Source organism: Pseudomonas sp. NPDC078700, from assembly GCF_044542375.1.
Classification (GTDB): Bacteria; Pseudomonadota; Gammaproteobacteria; order Pseudomonadales; family Pseudomonadaceae; genus Aquipseudomonas.
On sequence record NZ_JBITUI010000007.1, the window covers coordinates 103096 to 119573 of the forward strand.

The 16478-nt window shown below is 54.7% G+C and carries 23 protein-coding genes and 1 pseudogene; 9 read left to right on the top strand and 15 right to left on the bottom strand.

Features of this window, described 5'->3' with window-relative positions; translation table 11 throughout:
• Positions 1 to 102: 102 nt before the first annotated feature.
• A complete protein-coding gene (locus tag ACIGCM_RS20605; RefSeq protein WP_397503922.1) occupies positions 103 to 999 on the top strand; it encodes a TauD/TfdA dioxygenase family protein in 897 nt (298 codons plus the stop codon).
• A 113-nt stretch (positions 1000 to 1112) separates the two neighbouring features.
• On the opposite strand, the pseudogene ACIGCM_RS20610 reads toward ACIGCM_RS20605, so the two are convergent.
• Both ACIGCM_RS20610 and ACIGCM_RS20615 read right to left on the bottom strand, forming a co-directional pair.
• Positions 1113 to 1365, bottom strand: a pseudogene (locus ACIGCM_RS20610) (IS5/IS1182 family transposase); the annotation flags it as partial.
• Between the two features lie 206 nt (positions 1366 to 1571).
• On the bottom strand, positions 1572 to 2147 hold the full coding sequence (locus ACIGCM_RS20615; protein ID WP_397503923.1) for a TetR/AcrR family transcriptional regulator: 576 nt from the start codon (positions 2145 to 2147) through the stop codon (positions 1572 to 1574).
• A gap of 211 nt (positions 2148 to 2358) precedes the next feature.
• On the opposite strand from ACIGCM_RS20615, the gene ACIGCM_RS20620 reads away from it, so the two are divergent.
• The 4 genes from ACIGCM_RS20620 to ACIGCM_RS20635 all read left to right on the top strand — a co-directional run bounded on the left by ACIGCM_RS20620 (position 2359) and on the right by ACIGCM_RS20635 (position 5929).
• Positions 2359 to 3627, top strand: coding sequence for an NADH:flavin oxidoreductase/NADH oxidase family protein (locus ACIGCM_RS20620; RefSeq protein WP_397503924.1), 1269 nt, complete (start codon positions 2359 to 2361; stop codon positions 3625 to 3627).
• Positions 3628 to 3704: 77 nt separating this feature from the next.
• The gene (locus ACIGCM_RS20625; RefSeq protein ID WP_397503925.1) at positions 3705 to 4520 is read left to right on the top strand and encodes an oxidoreductase; all 816 of its coding nucleotides are present in this window, start codon (positions 3705 to 3707) and stop codon (positions 4518 to 4520) included.
• Between the two features lie 120 nt (positions 4521 to 4640).
• Positions 4641 to 5222 (top strand): 2-hydroxychromene-2-carboxylate isomerase, encoded by a 582-nt coding sequence (locus ACIGCM_RS20630; RefSeq protein WP_397503926.1) that lies wholly within the window; start codon positions 4641 to 4643, stop codon positions 5220 to 5222.
• Positions 5223 to 5227: 5 nt separating this feature from the next.
• Positions 5228 to 5929, top strand: a complete 702-nt coding sequence (locus ACIGCM_RS20635; protein WP_397503927.1) for an SDR family NAD(P)-dependent oxidoreductase — start codon at positions 5228 to 5230, stop codon at positions 5927 to 5929.
• Positions 5930 to 6080: 151 nt separating this feature from the next.
• Here the strand turns inward: ACIGCM_RS20635 and ACIGCM_RS20640 are convergent, their stop codons facing one another.
• Positions 6081 to 6848: an NAD(P)-binding domain-containing protein gene (locus ACIGCM_RS20640; RefSeq protein WP_397503928.1), complete on the bottom strand. Its 768-nt coding sequence runs from the start codon at positions 6846 to 6848 to the stop codon at positions 6081 to 6083.
• 446 nt (positions 6849 to 7294) lie between these two features.
• Between ACIGCM_RS20640 and ACIGCM_RS20645 the strand changes: the two genes are divergently transcribed.
• Positions 7295 to 8494 carry a tyrosine-type recombinase/integrase gene (locus ACIGCM_RS20645; protein WP_397503929.1) on the top strand — a complete coding sequence of 400 codons (1200 nt, stop codon included), beginning with the start codon at positions 7295 to 7297 and terminating at the stop codon, positions 8492 to 8494.
• Positions 8495 to 8500: 6 nt separating this feature from the next.
• On the opposite strand, the gene ACIGCM_RS20650 is transcribed toward ACIGCM_RS20645, so the two are convergent.
• The 12 genes from ACIGCM_RS20650 to ACIGCM_RS20705 all read right to left on the bottom strand — a co-directional run bounded on the left by ACIGCM_RS20650 (position 8501) and on the right by ACIGCM_RS20705 (position 15326).
• Entirely contained in the window at positions 8501 to 8698 is a 198-nt protein-coding gene (locus ACIGCM_RS20650; protein WP_397503930.1) for a helix-turn-helix transcriptional regulator, read from the bottom strand.
• Complete coding sequence (locus ACIGCM_RS20655) at positions 8695 to 9696, bottom strand: ASCH domain-containing protein (RefSeq protein ID WP_397503931.1); 1002 nt, start codon at positions 9694 to 9696, stop codon at positions 8695 to 8697. The genes ACIGCM_RS20650 and ACIGCM_RS20655 overlap by 4 nt, the downstream gene beginning before the upstream one ends.
• Positions 9693 to 9905: a hypothetical protein gene (locus ACIGCM_RS20660; protein WP_397503932.1), complete on the bottom strand. Its 213-nt coding sequence runs from the start codon at positions 9903 to 9905 to the stop codon at positions 9693 to 9695. The genes ACIGCM_RS20655 and ACIGCM_RS20660 overlap by 4 nt, the downstream gene beginning before the upstream one ends.
• Entirely contained in the window at positions 9895 to 10155 is a 261-nt protein-coding gene (locus tag ACIGCM_RS20665) for a hypothetical protein (protein WP_397503933.1), read from the bottom strand. Before ACIGCM_RS20665 ends, ACIGCM_RS20660 begins: the two co-directional genes overlap by 11 nt.
• Positions 10156 to 10222: 67 nt before the next feature.
• Positions 10223 to 10630, bottom strand: a complete 408-nt coding sequence (locus ACIGCM_RS20670) for a hypothetical protein (RefSeq protein ID WP_397503934.1) — start codon at positions 10628 to 10630, stop codon at positions 10223 to 10225.
• 55 nt (positions 10631 to 10685) lie between these two features.
• Positions 10686 to 10826: a hypothetical protein gene (locus ACIGCM_RS20675; protein ID WP_397503935.1), complete on the bottom strand. Its 141-nt coding sequence runs from the start codon at positions 10824 to 10826 to the stop codon at positions 10686 to 10688.
• 50 nt (positions 10827 to 10876) lie between these two features.
• Positions 10877 to 13684 carry a toprim domain-containing protein gene (locus tag ACIGCM_RS20680; RefSeq protein ID WP_397503936.1) on the bottom strand — a complete coding sequence of 936 codons (2808 nt, stop codon included), beginning with the start codon at positions 13682 to 13684 and terminating at the stop codon, positions 10877 to 10879.
• Positions 13669 to 13926 (bottom strand): hypothetical protein, encoded by a 258-nt coding sequence (locus ACIGCM_RS20685; protein WP_397503937.1) that lies wholly within the window; start codon positions 13924 to 13926, stop codon positions 13669 to 13671. The genes ACIGCM_RS20680 and ACIGCM_RS20685 overlap by 16 nt, the downstream gene beginning before the upstream one ends.
• Positions 13927 to 13991: 65 nt before the next feature.
• A complete protein-coding gene (locus ACIGCM_RS20690) occupies positions 13992 to 14354 on the bottom strand; it encodes a hypothetical protein (protein ID WP_397503938.1) in 363 nt (120 codons plus the stop codon).
• 2 nt (positions 14355 to 14356) lie between these two features.
• The gene (locus ACIGCM_RS20695) at positions 14357 to 14629 is read right to left on the bottom strand and encodes an ogr/Delta-like zinc finger family protein (protein ID WP_397503939.1); all 273 of its coding nucleotides are present in this window, start codon (positions 14627 to 14629) and stop codon (positions 14357 to 14359) included.
• Positions 14626 to 15096: a YmfL family putative regulatory protein gene (locus tag ACIGCM_RS20700; RefSeq protein ID WP_397503940.1), complete on the bottom strand. Its 471-nt coding sequence runs from the start codon at positions 15094 to 15096 to the stop codon at positions 14626 to 14628. The genes ACIGCM_RS20695 and ACIGCM_RS20700 overlap by 4 nt, the downstream gene beginning before the upstream one ends.
• Before the next feature lie 29 nt (positions 15097 to 15125).
• Complete coding sequence (locus tag ACIGCM_RS20705) at positions 15126 to 15326, bottom strand: DNA-binding protein (RefSeq protein ID WP_397503941.1); 201 nt, start codon at positions 15324 to 15326, stop codon at positions 15126 to 15128.
• A gap of 84 nt (positions 15327 to 15410) precedes the next feature.
• Between ACIGCM_RS20705 and ACIGCM_RS20710 the strand changes: the two genes are divergently transcribed.
• The 3 genes from ACIGCM_RS20710 (at position 15411) to ACIGCM_RS20720 (ending at position 16465) form a co-directional block, all read left to right on the top strand.
• On the top strand, positions 15411 to 15752 hold the full coding sequence (locus ACIGCM_RS20710; RefSeq protein WP_397503942.1) for a helix-turn-helix domain-containing protein: 342 nt from the start codon (positions 15411 to 15413) through the stop codon (positions 15750 to 15752).
• Between the two features lie 15 nt (positions 15753 to 15767).
• Positions 15768 to 16109 carry a DUF2511 domain-containing protein gene (locus tag ACIGCM_RS20715; protein WP_397503943.1) on the top strand — a complete coding sequence of 114 codons (342 nt, stop codon included), beginning with the start codon at positions 15768 to 15770 and terminating at the stop codon, positions 16107 to 16109.
• Between the two features lie 173 nt (positions 16110 to 16282).
• On the top strand, positions 16283 to 16465 hold the full coding sequence (locus ACIGCM_RS20720) for a hypothetical protein (protein ID WP_397503944.1): 183 nt from the start codon (positions 16283 to 16285) through the stop codon (positions 16463 to 16465).
• The last annotated feature ends 13 nt before the right edge of the window (positions 16466 to 16478 follow it).

Sequence of the window (16478 nt, forward strand, 5' to 3'; positions counted from 1 at the left end):
ATCGAGGTGGCAGTAATTATCATTTTTTGTCGGTAATTATCATAGCTCAGCTGGTCATCGCATCGCATCCTGTGTTCACTCCAACCCATAAGAGTGCGAGCCATGAGCGAGTTCATCTACACCTTACCCGACCATAACCGCGCCGCTAGTTACAACCATATGCGCGTAACCCCAACGACCGGTGCAATTGGCGCGGATATTGAAGCTATCGATCTGACCAGTCTGAACGACGATGGCTTTGCCGAGTTGCGCCGAGCCCTGCTCGCGCACAAGGTGATCTTTATCCGTGATCAGACCCTGAGCATTAGCGACTTGGAGCAGGTTACCCAACAGCTCGGCGAGTTTGGCCATGAGCCCTATGTGACCTGTATGGATGAGCATCCGCATGTGGTGCACGTGGTCAAGGAAGCCACCGAGAAAACATCGTTCGTGTTCGGCGGTGCCTGGCATACCGACTGGACTTTCCAGGAGCGCCCGCCAGCCTTCACGTTACTGTACGGCCACGACATTCCCCCCTACGGCGGTGATACTTGCTACGCTAATTTGGCGCTGGTCTATGAGTGGCTATCACCGGGGATGAAACATCTGCTGGAAAGTCTGGATGCCGTACACAGCCCGGAGATGGCCTACGGGGTCAACGCCAACCACAACGCGCTACTGGAAAATATGGCGATCCGTTATGGCAGTGACACTTCGGCGCAGACACGCAGCCATCCGCTGGTGACCCGCCACCCGGAGACCGGCCAAAAGGTGCTATTCATCAATCCCGCCTACACCTCCGGCATCAAGGGCTTGCGCCCAGATGAATCACGTCCGCTGCTGGATTATCTGTTCAAACTGGCAACTACCGAGGCATTCACTTGCCGTATGCGCTGGCGCCAGGGCACCCTGGCAATCTGGGATAACCGCAGCACCTGGCACATGCCGGTGGCCGACTATCACGGCATGCGCCGTGAAATGTTCCGCACCACCGTGGTTGGCGAGGTGCCAAGCCGATGAGCCTGACCCCCCCTGAAACCGACACGCGTTTTCTGGTGCAAAAGTGTGGAAAAGGGACCGCCACGCTGACGTTTTACGGCCTATTACGCAGGACAGGTCACGGCCAATAACTGTCTTTTGACCACAGGGATGCGGTTGAGATAAGCGTAGATATAAGTCTTCGGCAGGTCAGCTGGATGGTAAGCGGGTTGCCGGTACGACACCTTCTAAACCCAGCTTGCCGAGGTCGAGTTCAGCGACGAATACATCGACGACCCGCACTGGGTTAGTGTTCGTCGCATAGTCATCCAAACTCTCTGGGAACAAGGTAACTTGAGCCCGACTTTCGCCTTGAATGAATCGTCGCCAGGCCTCTCCCGCTGGGATGAATTCTGGTCAAATCATATCAAGATTGCTGTCTGCGTTTTACACGCCCTGGGCCGAAGGCAGCCTGTAGCCATTAGCAGAAAAAGGCCTGACCAGCATAGAAATCTCTGGAAATTTACCACTATCTAGCAGGGGAGATTTCTGAAGGCGAACTTGGCCTAATTAACCCTAACCTCGAAGCTATCTGTAAATGTAATACGTCGACGCTACCCAGCCGTTACTGGAACTGAGCGCGACCCAAGAATCGATATACGACAGACCTTTAGAATTTCGTCCGCTAGTGGGGAGTCGTCGGGGCAAGCCCGTGACAGCACAAGTGCACCAAGCGCATGGGCGATCGTATCAATCGCCCTTGCGCGCGCTTCGCCCAGACTGCCTTCGTCACCTTCGCCGAGCGCCTCTGCCAGCAAATTTTCGAGTCCGGTCGCAAACGTAGCTTTGATCTCCTCAGGTTGGCGAGCAGCATCACCGCACAGGGCCGCTATGGTGCAGCCACCACTGCGGTCGTCACGATGCTCACGAGACACATATTGCTCAATGAAGTCGGCAATATCCACGCCCGCTATTTGCGACTTGGTCTTGGCTAGACCATAGGCGGCGGCTTCTGCCATCAGCTTCGCCTTGGAGCCAAAATGCCGGTAGAACCCGCCATGGGTTAGCCCGGCAGTAGCCATCAACTCCGCTACACCCACACCGTCGTAACCGCGCTCACGAAATAACGTGCAAGCCGTTTCGACGATGTGCGCTCGATTTGCCTCTACCTGCGCCTTTGTAACCTTCATCCCGGCTCCTCTTTGTGTCGTCATCAACACTGAAAGAATACATTGATGTCATACATAATCAAAACTCTTGACCATTTTGATTATGATCATCATCATAAGTTCATCGGTACTAGAAACCATTCCGCAATCGCTGTGGGTGCGATTCCAATGCCCTACAAGCAAAGAAACTTGCTGGCGATTAATGCCTATCTAATTTTCAGGTGTCCCTCATATGTCGCAATCTGCTTCGCTCAATACAAATTCCCTGGCGCAACAGTTGCGCCTGCCCGGTGGCAGTCTGTTGCGTAATCGTTTGGCTAAGGCGTCCATGAGCGAGGCGCTGGGCACCTACGATAACCGCCCGACTCTGGAGCTGGTCACGCTTTATCGGCGTTGGGCCGCATCCGGTATCGGACTGATCCTGAGCGGCAATGTGATGATCGATCGGCGAGCACTGGGTGAACCGGGCAACGTGGTCATCGAGGACGAAACAGATATGCCTATCCTGCAGCAGTGGGCGCGCGCCGCTACCGATCAGGGCGCAGCTATCTGGGTGCAACTCAACCATCCCGGTAAGCAGTCAACCAAAGGCCTGAACGAACGCAATATTGCGCCATCGGCGGTGCCATTTCGCGACGACATGGCGGCGTTCTTCGAGACGCCTGAAGAAGCCACCGATGCAGAAATTCAGGACATCATCGATCGCTTCGGCCGCAGTGCTGCCATCTGCAAAAAGGCTGGCTTTAGCGGTGTCGAAATCCATGGCGCGCATGGCTACCTGATCAGCCAGTTTCTCTCGCCGCATCACAATACACGCACGGATCAGTGGGGCGGCTCACCGGAGAACCGTCGCCGTTTCCTGCTGGCTGTCTACGCCGAGATTCGTCGTCAGGTGGGCACCGACTTTCCTGTGGCGATCAAGCTCAACTCGGCGGATTTCCAGCACGGCGGTTTTACCGAAGAAGAATCGCTGGCAACGATTCAGGCGCTTGTCGATACCGGCATCGATCTGATCGAGATATCCGGCGGCACCTATGAAGCCCCCGCCATGAGTGGTGCACTTCAGGAACAGAAGAAAGCCTCCAGCGCGGCGCGCGAAGCCTACTTCCTTGAATTCGCTGAAAAAGTCCGTGGTGCGGTACAAGTGCCTTTGATGCTGACCGGCGGTTTTCGCAGTACTGCTGGCATGAATGCAGCACTGGCCTCCGGCGCAGTGGATGTAATTGGTCTGGCACGGTTGCTGGCGATAGATCCTGACGCGCCGGCCGCACTGCTACAGGGTAGGGATAGCGCACAACAGGTGCACACCATCAAGACAGGCATTAAGCCGGTCGACCGTATGGGCTTGATGGAGATTCTCTGGTACTCCTTGCAACTCAAGCGAATCGCCAAAGGAGGTGAGCCGCGCGCCAACGAGAGTGGTCTGCTGGCGCTAGTGAAATCGCTGGCCATGAGCAGCTGGGGCACCTATCGCACCCGGCGCTTGCGTGCGCGCAATTAAGGCGCACATCCAGCGAAAACCTGAGCGTAACTGCTTGCGAAGCGGTTTCCAAAAGACCTCACTCATAAGGTACAGCGATGACTTCCAACTCCCCCGTCGCATTGGTCACCGGAGCCTCATCCGGTATTGGCGAAGCCACGGCTAAACGGCTGGCGCAAGCTGGCTACAAGGTATATGGCACCAGCCGGCGTAGCACCCTGGCCAATCAAAGCGTCTTCTCGATGTTGGCTCTCGATGTGACGGATGACGAATCCGTGTCTGCGGCGGTCGGTGAGCTGATACGGCTCGAAGGGCGTATCGATCTGCTGGTGAACAATGCCGGTTTTGGTATTGCGCCGGCCGGCGCAGAAGAAAGCTCGATCGAGCAGGCCCAGGCCCTCTTTGACACCAACTTCTTCGGGATGGTGCGCATGACTCGCGCAGTGGTCCCGCACATGCGCCGCCAAGGCAACGGTCGCATTATCAATATCGGTTCGATTCTGGGTGTAGTGCCTATGCCTTACATCGCTCTGTATGTCGCCAGCAAACATGCGGTAGAGGGTTATTCGGAAGCACTTGACCACGAGCTGCGTACACGCGGCATCCGCGTTGCGGTCATCGAGCCGGCCTTCACCAAGACCCAGTTCGAAGCGAACAACATCGAACCCGACGCCACGCTTGACGAATATCGCACTGTTCGCGCGAGCCTCGCTAAGGTGTTCAGCCAATCTATGGCAAGCGCGGACGATCCAGACGTCGTGGCCAAGGTCGTAGTGAAGGCGGTTGGCGCCGCGCGCCCCAAACTGCGCTACACCGCCGGCGGTACCGCTGGCCGCCTGAGTCTGCTGCGCGCATTCGCCCCGACGGGAATTCTTGATGCAGGTATCCGCAAATCTCTGCAACTCGATGGATAGACCGCTGCAGTAATAAAACCGTGATCCATGAATGACCCAACGCCCGTATTCAGCCGCACCGCGGGTCAGCGACGGATAACAACAACCGATCTTCAATAAGAGACCCTCAGGAGTTCACAAATGAGCCAAACCGTTGAGTTTTTCTTTGATTTCGTCAGTCCTTACAGCTATCTCGCGTACAGCCAGCTAGACAGTCTGCAGGCGGATATCAGCCTGCGGCCTATCCATGTATTGAGCGTTATGAAGCTAGTGGGTAATACACCCACTACCGTTACCTGCGCCGCCAAAGGTCGCTACGCCGGTGCCGACCTCGCGCGCTGGGCGCAGCGCTATAACGTTACAGTCAAACGACCGGACATGCGTGCCATGAATAACGCTGCCTGCGCGCGCGCCGTACTGGCTGCGTCATCCAGCGAGGCTGCACGGCAGATCACCAACGCGCTGTTTAACGCCTGCTGGCGGGACGGACAGACCTTGATCACAACCTCCGAAGTCGTCGACGTGCTCAAGGCCGCAGGCATCGAAGTCGCAGATCTGGCGGCGCAGATTGATGCGCCAGAAACCCTTGAGCTGCTGGAACAAAACAATCAGGAAGCAGCTGAACGCGGCGTCTTTGGCGTACCGAGTTTTATCCTTGGCGATAGCTTGTTTTTTGGTAACGATCGGCTTGATTTTGTTCGCGAACAGTTGGCAGGAGCGTAAGCATCATGACTACAAATACTCAGCAACCACTGGTACTGATCACCGGCGTCGGCCCAGGTGTCGGCTCATCCCTGGTTCGTCGTTTTGCCCAAGGCGGTTATCGCGTCGCGATGATCGCTCGGGACACTGCCCGTCTGGCCGAACTTGAGGCCGAAGTGCCCGGCGCATTTGCCATGCCCTGCGATGTCACTGACCTGATAGCGCTTAAACAGGTTTTCGAGCAGATTGGCGCACCGCAGGTCGTGGTGCACAACGCCGTAGGTGGCTCTTTCGCACCTTTCCTTGAAGTCGACCCGGAAACATTGCGCCAGAACTTTGAAATCAACACCATGGCGCTGTTGAACTTGGCGCAAATGGCGGCCCCGGCGATGGTAGAGGCGGGGGAAGGTGCCATCATCGTCACCGGCAATACCTCGGCGCTACGCGGAACACCCAACTTTGCCGGGTTTGCCCCCACCAAGGCAGCGCAACGCATTCTTGCCGAATCGCTGGCCAGGGACCTGGGGCCCAAAGGCGTGCATGTGGCCTATCTGGTGATTGATGCCGTAATCGATGTGCCTTGGGCGCGAGAGAAGTTCAGCAAAGCGCCAGATGATTTTTTCATACAACCTAAAAGCATCGCTGCAGAGGTCTTTCACTTGGCGCATCAACCTAAAGATGCCTGGAGTTTTATCGCCGAGGTACGTCCCTACTGTGAGAAATGGTAAGAGTCGAAGGAGGAGCATGAACCGCCGGGCACTCTTAAAGACCGTGGACAGTTTGCATTTGGCCGATTTCAGCTTATTACCCAAGATAGATCACGGCCAATATCGGCCTCACCAGGTGCAAATTCGGTCATTTAAAGCATAAGCTCCTGCGTCAAGACTCCCTCTTCAGCCCGAGCAATACTGCGTCACAAGCAGCGGTCCATGGTGAAGCAGCGTTCTGGCTCTGAAGCGCATCGAGGCCTTTCGCGGTGTAGGTGCCGGGAGATGCGATGGTGCGGCCTATGGCTTCCAGGCTCATTGTCGGATTATGTCTGGCGCTGGCGAGGCAGTCTTGCAGGTTGCTGAGCACTAACTGCTTGGCCTGTTCTGCAGGCATTCCCTTGTCGGTGAACCACTGCTGAAGGTCTTGCAGCCAGAAATAAAACCATCCATTTATGCATGCAGCGACGGTGGCCAACTCAAAAGCATTCTCGTTATCCAGCACTATCGAAGCGCCCAGTGGGGCAAGCAATTGCTGAACAGCATTGTTAGGCGGGTAAGCGACAACGGTGGTGCTATTTATCTCTGCGGCATAGGAGAGCATGGCGCGCACAATGCTCGCTTCGGGAAAGTGCCGAGCCAAGGCGTCTAAACGCATTCCTGCTACGAGTGAGATCAAGGTTTTATCAGGTGCTATCGAGACTTCTTCGGCGAGCTGGGCAACAACGTCCGGTCGGACACCTAGAATAAGAATTTCAGAATGATCAGCCACCGCCTGATTGTCTGGCATCACTTCACATCGGAAATGGTCGCGCAAGGCGATGGCGCGACTCTGGTTACGAGGGGATAGTCTTATGGCGCCTGTGTAACCCCCACGGCGTAGGCCTCTGACGACTTTTTCAGTAAGTTCTCCTACGCCCAAAATGCCCAAGCTATGCATGTGGTTCCCCGTCAGCCTGATGGATTCAGCGTCCAGTTGAACACATCCAGCTAAGGACTTATCGGCGATATTTATCCGTTGGAGTCGTCGGCACCGCTGCTTGATGTTCTCATTCGGTAAGGGATGCGTTGGTGGAAAACGCTTTGCGGTTTTCCAGCCTGGGCGGAGGTTTTGTTGTCTGGTTGGGGATGTGCTAACCCCAGAAACGCAAAAGCCCTGTCTGTGAACAGGGCTTTAACTTGAAGATTCTGGAGCGGGCGGCGGGAATCGAACCCGCGTGATCAGCTTGGGAATCTACTGCGTACTATGTTTCATGTGTGTGCGTGAGGTTTCAATTATGTGCGGTAAGCCAGTAAACTCGCGGTCCTCATCGGCACGGCATGTTTGGATTAAGTTCATGCCGTTTCGCGTTGTTTCAGGCTAACTGTCACCGGAAACTGTCACCAATGCTCACTGAAAAACAGATTCTGTCACTCAAGCCGCAAGACAATGACTATGTGATTTCTGATGGCAGAACTGCCAGAGGGGAAGGGGTGTTGTTGTTGAAGGTGAGACCTAACGGCACTAAAGAGTTTTACTTTCAGCGGCATGTGAACGGTAAAAAAAGACTAACCAAACTCGGTGCCTGGCCTTCGATGAAACTCACTCAGGCCCGTGATAAGTGCCGCGCCGAAAAGGAAGTGATCGCCTCAGTTGGAACATTTCAGGAGCTGATCAATGCATACGTCGGCAAATTGGAAGCTAGAGGCGCTGCGACAGCTGAAGACGTGAAGTGGTCACTCAAGCACTACGTTAGCGAACCGTTCCCTGGGCTGGTGGCCAAGCCCGTCTCATTGATTGGGCCAATGCATATCCGCGACATCATCGCCCGGATGATTGATAACGGGGTGACTACATACTGCAACCGGGTGCGATCGCAACTTCATGCCGCCTTTCAAATGGGGCTTGAGCAGGAATACAACCCCCGCAGCTACCTTGAAAACAAAGTTCAGTTTGGCTTGTTGAGCAATCCGGTGGCCAGCGTGCCAGTGCAGGCCGATTGGGAAAAAGCTGGCGATCGAGCATTGTCACCTAAAGAGCTCAGTACTCTGTGGAATCTGCTGCCTGAACAGTTGTCGCTGGTTACATCCGAGTTGATCAGGTTTTTGATTGCTGCCGGTGGTCAGCGGCCTGAGCAGCTGTTGGCATCAGAACGAAAGCTGTATCAGCCTGATCACTTGGTCATTCACAGTAAGAAGGGTGTCGAGGGTGAACGTACGCTGCATGTTGTTCCACTTAACAAGCTGATGCGCCATTCGCTCAAGGTGATGAATCAAGTTAGTTCAACCAGCGCTTACCCCTTTGAGGGCAATATTCCTGGTCAGTCGCTAAATGCAAACTCGTTATCGAGAGCCGTAAGCAAGTTGTACAGCCGTCACAAGGACAAGTTTGATGGCCCGTTTACCCTGCGTGATTTACGACGAACCTGTAAAACCTTAATGGGTGTCGCGGGACTTGATAAGTCGCTGCGTGACCGCATTCAGGGTCACGCATTTAGCGATGTATCGTCAAAGCATTATGACCGCTACGACTATTTCAAAGAAAAGCAGAAAGGCCTGCAGCGCTGGGCACTGTGGTTGCAGCATAACGTCATCGAGGGAGAGTGAAGGCCGCTATGCGACCTTCTTTTTACTCCATTTCTCTGGGTGCTCTTGCCATGCGGCAACTTCTGAGGCCTTCCAGCCAACTCGCCCTGGTGTGATTTGCACCGCCTCTGGAAACTTTCCAGCTTTGGCAAGTCGCCAAAGGGTTGAGCGCGATAATGTGGTGAGCTGTAACACTTCGCTCATACGCATGAATCTGTCGGTCATGGCGCGTTACTCCCGCCGCAGTTTGGACAGCCTAGATAGCGTTGAGTGTCGTTAAGGAAGCGCCCACAGCCCTGACAGTTGGTGCGGTAATAATAACTGCTGTGCCGTTGAGGTTTGATTTTTTGCAGCTTGAGGCCAACTGCGCGCAGCGCTTGTTTATGGTTTAGCAGGGAGGCACGAACGACGCGACGTGATCGCTCGACAATGTATCCACATGGCCATATCTCAAAACCATTTTTCAGGTAGTCCGCAGTTGCTGACGCGCCAGGGTGAATTGCATCTTCTAGGTTGGAGGTCGGACCGTCTTTGCCGTTGAGCCATATAAGGTCGTTGCCGTCCCAGCTCCGTTTATAGGCCACGTAAACTCGACCGTCTTCATTGTGGTAAGCATCGGCTTCCGAGTAGGTCACGTATTGAGAGTCGACACCGATTTCGGCTAGTCCCTGAACATAGGCCGCTGGACAAGGGAGATCGGTTTCACGGCACTCATACTGCTTTAGCGCCTTTTCGCGAGTGAACTGTTCCGCTTCGCTCAGGTTCGAGGTGTAACCGCCACCGTTACGCCAGAACATCGCGCGGCTACCGACATTGGAGCGACTGTCCTGCAGGTAGAAAAAATCAATCATTGGCCGACTCCGGATACTCGATATCGAAGATGCCCAGTTGGCCTTAAGTGGCAGGAACGGTAGTGGTTTGGCCTCGGCCAGCTCGAAGCCGAACTTGCCGAAAAACCATGGCGATAAGCTATTGTCTGTGCAGCCGGTGACTGTGACTTGCCCGACAATGCCGCCGCGCTCGAGTTCGTTGTAGAGCGGTATCTTGATACCAACATCAAGCGCGAAGTGGTAGGCGTCGTTGTATTCGGCGCCAGTCATACCCTTGGCCGCGTGGATCAGCACCGGCCCCCGGAACCGGGTCGGCCAGCTGCGGTTCTCAATATCCTTGTAGCCATTGGTGATCAACCAAGCCCAAGGTTGGCGAACGCTAAGTGCTTTCACGGCGTCACCTCCGCACACTGATAGCCCATGCGGCCGCGCCAGTCGTCTTCTTGGCCTGCGTGGACGCCCTCGCAGTAGCTGGCCAGCATGGCTTGGCGCTCGCGGAATTCCATCATGCCAATGAACAGCACTAAGGCGACCAGCATGGCAAATGAAAAGATCTTCATTGCCCGCTCGTTGCCAAGTATCGCCAGTAACTTAGCGAGCATAGCGGCCCCCCCGCGCTTGTTTTGCGGCTGCTTTTTCGGCCATCAGTGCCGCCCACTCAGTTGCCATACGTTTCTGGCGTGAGCGGCTGCATTTGGCGTGTTTGCGAGTCGAGCGGGTATTGCCGCAGATATCGCAGATGCTTGGCAGGCTAAGTCGGTGGCTTCCCAGCGGGGGACGTGTGCGATGGTTGGGGGCACAGCATGGTGTGGTAGCATTCTCAGTGCTGACTTCTTGGGTTTGTGCTTGCATGGTGCTTCTCCTTGGGGTTGGTTCGGCCTCGGTGGGTTGCCGCCCACCGGGGCCATCTTCTAAGTGATCAGTTGATAATGATTTTCTGGCCGTGCTCGATCACGAACAGGCCAACGTCCTCAACTCTGTATTGCCCGCCTATACCGCCTTTAACCACGTAGCCGCATGCGTCTTCGCTGAAACTTACTTTGAATGGGAAGCCGCAGGCGTTAGTGCGGCACAGGCTGATTTGGTAGGCGTATTTGCTCGATGGCTTAATTTCCGCGTACATCTGCTGGCCAAGTGGCTTGCGGGTGTTTGCCTTGCAAGCTGCGCTGTAGCCGATCCAAGCGCTTTGAGTGGCAGGCACTGCAAAGGTGTTGTCTGGGTTGCGGGTGCAGTCATATCCGGCGTGCTGCGCCCAATCACAGAAACCCAGTTCCTCATCGATCTGCACGCACTCGTTCAGTAGGGTTTTGCTTGCGATGGTTTGCATGGTGCTTCTCCTTTTTGATCGGTTGCCCAGGTGTTGCCGCCCCTGGGCGGGTTTATTACTTGACCAGGGCCAGTAGCAACTCTGGGCCTTGGTTACCGATGGCAATGAGGGCGAGCAGGGCCAGTGCGCTGCAGGTTAGGGTGGCCAATTTTTCGCGCTTGCTTGGTTCGTGCTCAGGGTATTGATCGTGCTGCATGGTGCTTCTCCTTGGGGTCGATGCCTTTGCGTTGCCGCGCTCAGACGGGGTTACTGTGCTTTGAATATCCAGCATTTGACGGTGGGTGATTTGGTGATGGTGTGGTTGTGCTTAGTCGCTTGATAGCTGCGCACGGCGCTGTCTACTGCGCGGTTGGCGTCTACAAACTTGCGGCTGCGACTTTCTTTGAGCAGGTCACGCAGTACGCCTACATCAGCCAGTTTTTGGCGGTGTTCGGCGGCGCGTTCGCAGAACTCGTTGAGGTTGATGGCAATGAGCTCGTCTTTTTTGCTGTGGTTGACGACAGGGCCATCAGCATCGAGGCCTTCGAGGTAGTCGAACACTTCCCAGAACTCAGCAACCTGTGGATGGTCTGCGCTGATCGAGGCTTGGCGCTCAATGGCCATGGCTATGATTTTGCGTTGCGTGCTGCTCACCTGAGCGTCAGTGAGACCAGCAACTAAGCGAATGCCGTCGAGCAATGCCAGCAGTTGTGCGTGGTTTTTGATAATGCGCTCAACGCGGATGTAACCGCGCAGCGTGTTGCCGCACTTGCTACAGGCTGCTTGCTCACGCTCTGCCTGGTAATCAGTACCGCAGTTGATGCAGTTGCTGTTTAGGGTGCGTAAGCGTTGCTCATGTTCAGGGAAGCGCTGCTCAAATACCTCAAGCACCTTGGCCTCTTGTTTAACCGCCAATAGCAAAAAGTGGCTCAGCGTGTTGCCGTCGAGCATGTTCAGGCGTGCAGCTGCAGCGCGGCTCGCGGGTGTTACTTCTGGTCGTTTAAAGTGCAGCTTGCAGATGCGAGTCATGATCGCTTCGTGTGCAACTACCGCCGCGTTCTGGCTGATGGCGATGGTGCCGCGAAACGGCGGTTCATAGGTTTCATTGCCTGCTGTTTTAACGCCCTTGGTTGCCAGCGTGCCACCGCCGAAAAAGTCTTTAAGCTCATCCCACTCAAAGGTTTTTGCGTGGCTTTTGTCGTCTCCGTGGCGGTCGGCTTCCAGATACACCACCGGCATAGCCGACACCTGGCCCATGAGGCGTGAGCGGCCAGCCTTGGTTGACTTCATTGGGTCGAAGCCTTCATAGCCGTCGCGGCCTAGCAGTTTCCAAAGCAAGTTGAGCAGGGTGGTTTTGCCTGAGCCTGCCTCACCAGTGGCCTCAAGAAACGGAAATGATTGATATTTGGCGCGGATCTGTTCAGCGAACAGCGAACCAAACCAGAACGTGAGGGCGACTACGCCTTGCTCTGCAAAGCAGGTCCATAGCAATGCCAGCCATTGTTCGTTGTAGGTTGTGCCATCTTGCTGCAGCTGAATACGCACGCCTTTCTGCAGCGTTTTTAGGTGTAGTTTGTTTAACTTGAAATAGTCCTCCTCATTTACGGCAACCACTTTGCCATCAGCGACCGCAACTTCGCCAAACACATAGCAGCTGTATTCCTTGCTGTAGCCAACGTAGTCGATTGTGTCCACGATTTTTACTCCTTCGGTTTGTTCCATCACGATTAAATCAAGATGCTTGCTGGCGCCTAGCCATGAGCCACTGGCACTTAGTAGGCGGGACTTGAACTCACTGGATGCGGCCAATTGTTTGGGTGTGAAGGTATTGTTTTCAGTCGTCCCATTTGGGTGACTGATGCGCATGTAAAACCACGTTTCATCGGTGATCCGGTTCGACTGTTTGTAAAGAACTTTGAAATAACAGTTCGCCAGCATGCGCACTGATCCAGACGACTCCAGAGCCTTCACACGCTTGGCTTTGTCGTTGAGTAATTGCGAGTCCTGGTCGTCGCTGCGCTCTTGGTCCTGCACTGCCTTGTTGTACTTGTCCATATCGAGGGACCACCAATAGAGGCGGTTGGCGTAGTCAAAGTGAAACTCTTGTCGCCCGTTGTGCTGGTACATCAGCAGGGCTTTTTCTGCTGCGCTCTCAGCAATCAACAATGCGCCGTGGTAGCGGGCCTCTTTGAGGTCAGCGGCAACGCGCTCCGAGCGTTTGGCGGCATCTTCGATAAACACCCACCGCTGATGCAGGTCGTTCCAATCGACTTTGCGGTCATCACGCTGGGGGATTTGCGCAGCCTCACAGGTGAAGCCCAGCTCGCGTGCAGCCTTTACGAACTTGCGCGTGAAACGGTGACCGCTCGGCTCGTTGTCTAGTGCCCAGATGAGGCGGGGCAGGCGTGCGCCGGCACTACTTCGATCTTTGAGCAATTGCTTGAGTGATTCATCCGGGTAGTTGCCCGAGCTCATGGCCGCCACAGCCGTTAGGCCGTTGTGCTGCAGGGCCACGGCATCAAAGATGCCCTCAACAATCCACACCTCATTAGCCGCGGTTAAATCAATCTGCGGCGAACACCACCATTGGCCTTTGTAGCCAACCCCGGGCTTGAAGCGGGCTTTCTGTTTGCCAAAGCGCTCCGGGCGGTCAATCAGGCGCTCCCAATAACCGCCTTTGGTCAAAGCAAAACGCACGGTGGCACTGCCTTCGTTGATTTCGCGGCTCCAGAACTGCTCTTGGGTATACAGCCCATCTAGCAGCTCCAGGCGAAAGCCGCGTGCAAACTCAAGGTAGGCCCGTGCGGTGGCCATTGGGTTGTCATTGCTGGCTGGAGCGCGCTCGCTCCAGTCGTTGAACAGATCGGCGTATACGTCTTTAACGTGGATCTGTGAGCCACACTTACTGAGGCGGCCACAATGAAGCATCCAAGGCTTATCAAAGAAGCTGTAGAGCTCCTTTTTACTGCACACCGGGCAAGTGCCTTTGCGCAGGTAGTTGGTGCCCGCGATATGCGTGAGGCCATAGTCGCGTTGCAGGCGGGTGAGTACTTCGGCCCTTAGTTGGTCGTGCATGGTTGGCCTTGATTCGTCGAGTTTAGGGCGATTTTTAGCGCGCCGATGGTGCGTTTGTGGCCCGCAAGTGCTGGGTAGTCATCGAGGATGCGGCTAGTGCGCTGGAAGTCAGGCACGCTGCGATAGCGGTCGTCATACCAGTGCTCCGCCATCGCGCGGCGTAGTGCGCTACGCAGGTCAGCGAGCCATGCCTCGGCCACCGGTTTTGGCAGGTCGATTTGAATAGCAACGGCTGTTTGCATGACTACCTCCTCGGATTTCGGGCAAAACATCCCCAAACCCACAGCGTGGGCGGGTTGAAAATGGCTTAGTGGGTCGGTGTTGCTTGGCTGAAAGCTACAGCCAGAAAACGCTCAGGCAGGATGCGACGCGGAATCAAAACAGCATCTCCGGTGAGGCGATCAGTGATCATCACGGATGCACCATTTACATGCGCCGTGATGGATACCCGCTGAGGTTTGTTGATAGGTAGTTGCTTGAGTGCTGCCTGGACAAACTCAGTCGCCATAAACACCGGAACATCGAGTACGTGAATCAAATGCTGTACTGCCCGGTCTGTTAGTTGTGTGTCACCACTGAGGTGTTCGGCGTCATGGTTTTGCAGAAAGCACAGCGCAGCGTGCTGCATGGTTGAGCGGTAATCGGCAAGGTCTAGCGCTTGTTCGTTCACTTTTAAGCCTCCAACAGATCGAGCTGGGTTTCGTCGTTATTGCGCATCGACTCGCGCCGTATTGACGTTGGCGCAGCAGGAAGCTGCACTTGAGGGTTGGGCATGCCTGATGGACTCATCTGGTGAGTGATTTCAAACTGTGCCCTGAATGTCGCGCCGCAAGCCTCGTTGGTGCACTGCAAGTACGCGGTGCGCAGACAAATGTGCTGTCCTTCACTTGTACGAATACGGATAGGGCCACGGCAGTGCGGGCAAACTAGCTTGTAGGTGCTCACTGTTGCGGCCTCCGGTGTAGGGTAATTACTGCATCTACCTCGGAGTGACGTGCAGCGATGTGTTGACGGTGCGCGTGGACAATTTCAGCCAGCTCTGCCTCGTCAATGACGCCATCAACCAGAGCCTTGGCAATCAAACTATCGACTGCACCGCGTTTTATGGCCGTGGCCATGCCGCGTGCGTACAGGTCGAGGTTATCCAGTTGGTCTGCATCTGCCTGCTTGACGAACACACCGCCATAAAGGCTGCTCAGGTAGTCGGGCAGGTGGCTGGTGTTGGTGACTTGCTCAAGCGCGTGCAATTGATCATCTGACAGAGGGCGATGGCCAGTGCTTTCATAGGCTTGGTTGTCGAACTTCTTGAGCTCTAGACCGAGTAGAGCCGCTGCACCTTCACGCCCACCGGGGTAAGCGTGAATTATTGCGCTGATAACTTTGCGGCGGCTGTCGAGGATTGGGCGTTGCATCTTCTCGTATCTCCCTTGTGACAGCTGCATTACTGTGCAACTACGCCGTCTTTAATACCGAGCAAAACGGCAGCTTTGTGGGCTTCACCGCGTTTGCCCTTCTTACGTCCGTTGAGCAAATCGCTGACCAGATTTTTGTTCAAACCATGCTGCAGTGCGAATGCAGCAATTGTCTTACCTTCTCGATCAAGAACGGCGCGGGCTTGCTCAGGGGTTAATAGGGCATGCATAGTGTTTGTCCGTGTTTATTCGTGTTCGATAGAATGGATTCTTGATCATAAAAATGGTCAAGTCAACAGGTGTTGATCAAAAAAATGCTCATTGTGATGGGTTCAGGCGAACGCCTGCGTGAAGAAAGAGATCGGCTTAGCCTGAATCAGACCGATTTCGGTGTTCAGGCTGGTGTGAGTCGTGGCACTCAAAAAGCTTATGAGCTGGAGAGCAGTTCGCCGGATGTTCGATATTTGGCGGCCGTGCAGAGCATGGGCGTAGATGTGCACTACGTACTTACAGGTGCGCGCACGCCAAGTGATGCTGCGAGCATCAGTGCAGAAGAAGCTGCGCTTGTTGAAGGGTATCGGGCGCTTTCAGCAGCAGAGCGTGACACCGTAGGTAGAATGGTCAGCGCTCTGGCTACGCACCCAAAGGGAAAATAACCAAAGGAAGAGTCGATGACAATTAAAGGGATATTGACAGGTTCGGTGGCAGTTGCAGCGCTAATCGCATCGGCGATGGCTGTTGCTGGAATGCAGTTAATCAGCGCTGAAAATTATGGCAAAGAGTGGCCGTTTACAGTCGAAGAAATGCATCTGATGTGCCTGCCAGGTAACGCCGTTGTGGTTTCTGATCCTGAGTCTGGTGTTATGTACCCTTTGAACGGTATAGCCAGCAGTAAGGCGCGCCAATTGGCACTTGAGCCTTTGGCCGAGGTGTGGCGCGACAACCCCGAAAACCCAGGCGCAAAAGTGAGTGTGAGCAGGTTTATTGATGAAGGGTTGAAGCTCTGCAAGTAGCCCTAAATAAATATAGGTTAATTGACATTTTAATATTCAAATATTGCCAAACCCGCCATGAGCGGGTTTTTTTTGGCTAATTGCAATAGGCAGAAAGCAGCATGCTAGAGGGGGTTGCATATTGAAAATTGGCTGTATTTTCAATGTTCAATGTCAAAAGCGGAGTAAGCAAGATGATGGATGTTCTTGAGGCTGCAGGCGTTCAACCACAGGACGCGGTTGCGCAGCCTAAAAGGGAGGAACTGACGGCAGGGGAAAGCCTGGTGATAAAGTTTTTTCGTAAGCTTAAACAGCAGGATCAAGACGTTTTTCTTCAAGCCCTTGAGGCTATGACAATTGACTCTGGAGGCGGCTAGAGTGTAGCGCCCC

What these genes read in the sequence shown, in the direction of transcription:
- ACIGCM_RS20605 (WP_397503922.1), top strand. Translation starts at nt 103, where the DNA reads ATGAGCGAGTTCATCTACACCTTACCCGACCATAACCGCGCCGCTAGT.
- ACIGCM_RS20615 (WP_397503923.1), bottom strand. Translation starts at nt 2,147, where the DNA reads ATGAAGGTTACAAAGGCGCAGGTAGAGGCAAATCGAGCGCACATCGTC.
- ACIGCM_RS20620 (WP_397503924.1), top strand. Translation starts at nt 2,359, where the DNA reads ATGTCGCAATCTGCTTCGCTCAATACAAATTCCCTGGCGCAACAGTTG.
- ACIGCM_RS20625 (WP_397503925.1), top strand. Translation starts at nt 3,705, where the DNA reads ATGACTTCCAACTCCCCCGTCGCATTGGTCACCGGAGCCTCATCCGGT.
- ACIGCM_RS20630 (WP_397503926.1), top strand. Translation starts at nt 4,641, where the DNA reads ATGAGCCAAACCGTTGAGTTTTTCTTTGATTTCGTCAGTCCTTACAGC.
- ACIGCM_RS20635 (WP_397503927.1), top strand. Translation starts at nt 5,228, where the DNA reads ATGACTACAAATACTCAGCAACCACTGGTACTGATCACCGGCGTCGGC.
- ACIGCM_RS20640 (WP_397503928.1), bottom strand. Translation starts at nt 6,848, where the DNA reads ATGCATAGCTTGGGCATTTTGGGCGTAGGAGAACTTACTGAAAAAGTC.
- ACIGCM_RS20645 (WP_397503929.1), top strand. Translation starts at nt 7,295, where the DNA reads ATGCTCACTGAAAAACAGATTCTGTCACTCAAGCCGCAAGACAATGAC.
- ACIGCM_RS20650 (WP_397503930.1), bottom strand. Translation starts at nt 8,698, where the DNA reads ATGACCGACAGATTCATGCGTATGAGCGAAGTGTTACAGCTCACCACA.
- ACIGCM_RS20660 (WP_397503932.1), bottom strand. Translation starts at nt 9,905, where the DNA reads ATGCTCGCTAAGTTACTGGCGATACTTGGCAACGAGCGGGCAATGAAG.
- ACIGCM_RS20665 (WP_397503933.1), bottom strand. Translation starts at nt 10,155, where the DNA reads ATGCAAGCACAAACCCAAGAAGTCAGCACTGAGAATGCTACCACACCA.
- ACIGCM_RS20670 (WP_397503934.1), bottom strand. Translation starts at nt 10,630, where the DNA reads ATGCAAACCATCGCAAGCAAAACCCTACTGAACGAGTGCGTGCAGATC.
- ACIGCM_RS20675 (WP_397503935.1), bottom strand. Translation starts at nt 10,826, where the DNA reads ATGCAGCACGATCAATACCCTGAGCACGAACCAAGCAAGCGCGAAAAA.
- ACIGCM_RS20680 (WP_397503936.1), bottom strand. Translation starts at nt 13,684, where the DNA reads ATGCACGACCAACTAAGGGCCGAAGTACTCACCCGCCTGCAACGCGAC.
- ACIGCM_RS20685 (WP_397503937.1), bottom strand. Translation starts at nt 13,926, where the DNA reads ATGCAAACAGCCGTTGCTATTCAAATCGACCTGCCAAAACCGGTGGCC.
- ACIGCM_RS20700 (WP_397503940.1), bottom strand. Translation starts at nt 15,096, where the DNA reads ATGCAACGCCCAATCCTCGACAGCCGCCGCAAAGTTATCAGCGCAATA.
- ACIGCM_RS20705 (WP_397503941.1), bottom strand. Translation starts at nt 15,326, where the DNA reads ATGCATGCCCTATTAACCCCTGAGCAAGCCCGCGCCGTTCTTGATCGA.
- ACIGCM_RS20710 (WP_397503942.1), top strand. Translation starts at nt 15,411, where the DNA reads ATGCTCATTGTGATGGGTTCAGGCGAACGCCTGCGTGAAGAAAGAGAT.
- ACIGCM_RS20715 (WP_397503943.1), top strand. Translation starts at nt 15,768, where the DNA reads ATGACAATTAAAGGGATATTGACAGGTTCGGTGGCAGTTGCAGCGCTA.
- ACIGCM_RS20720 (WP_397503944.1), top strand. Translation starts at nt 16,283, where the DNA reads ATGATGGATGTTCTTGAGGCTGCAGGCGTTCAACCACAGGACGCGGTT.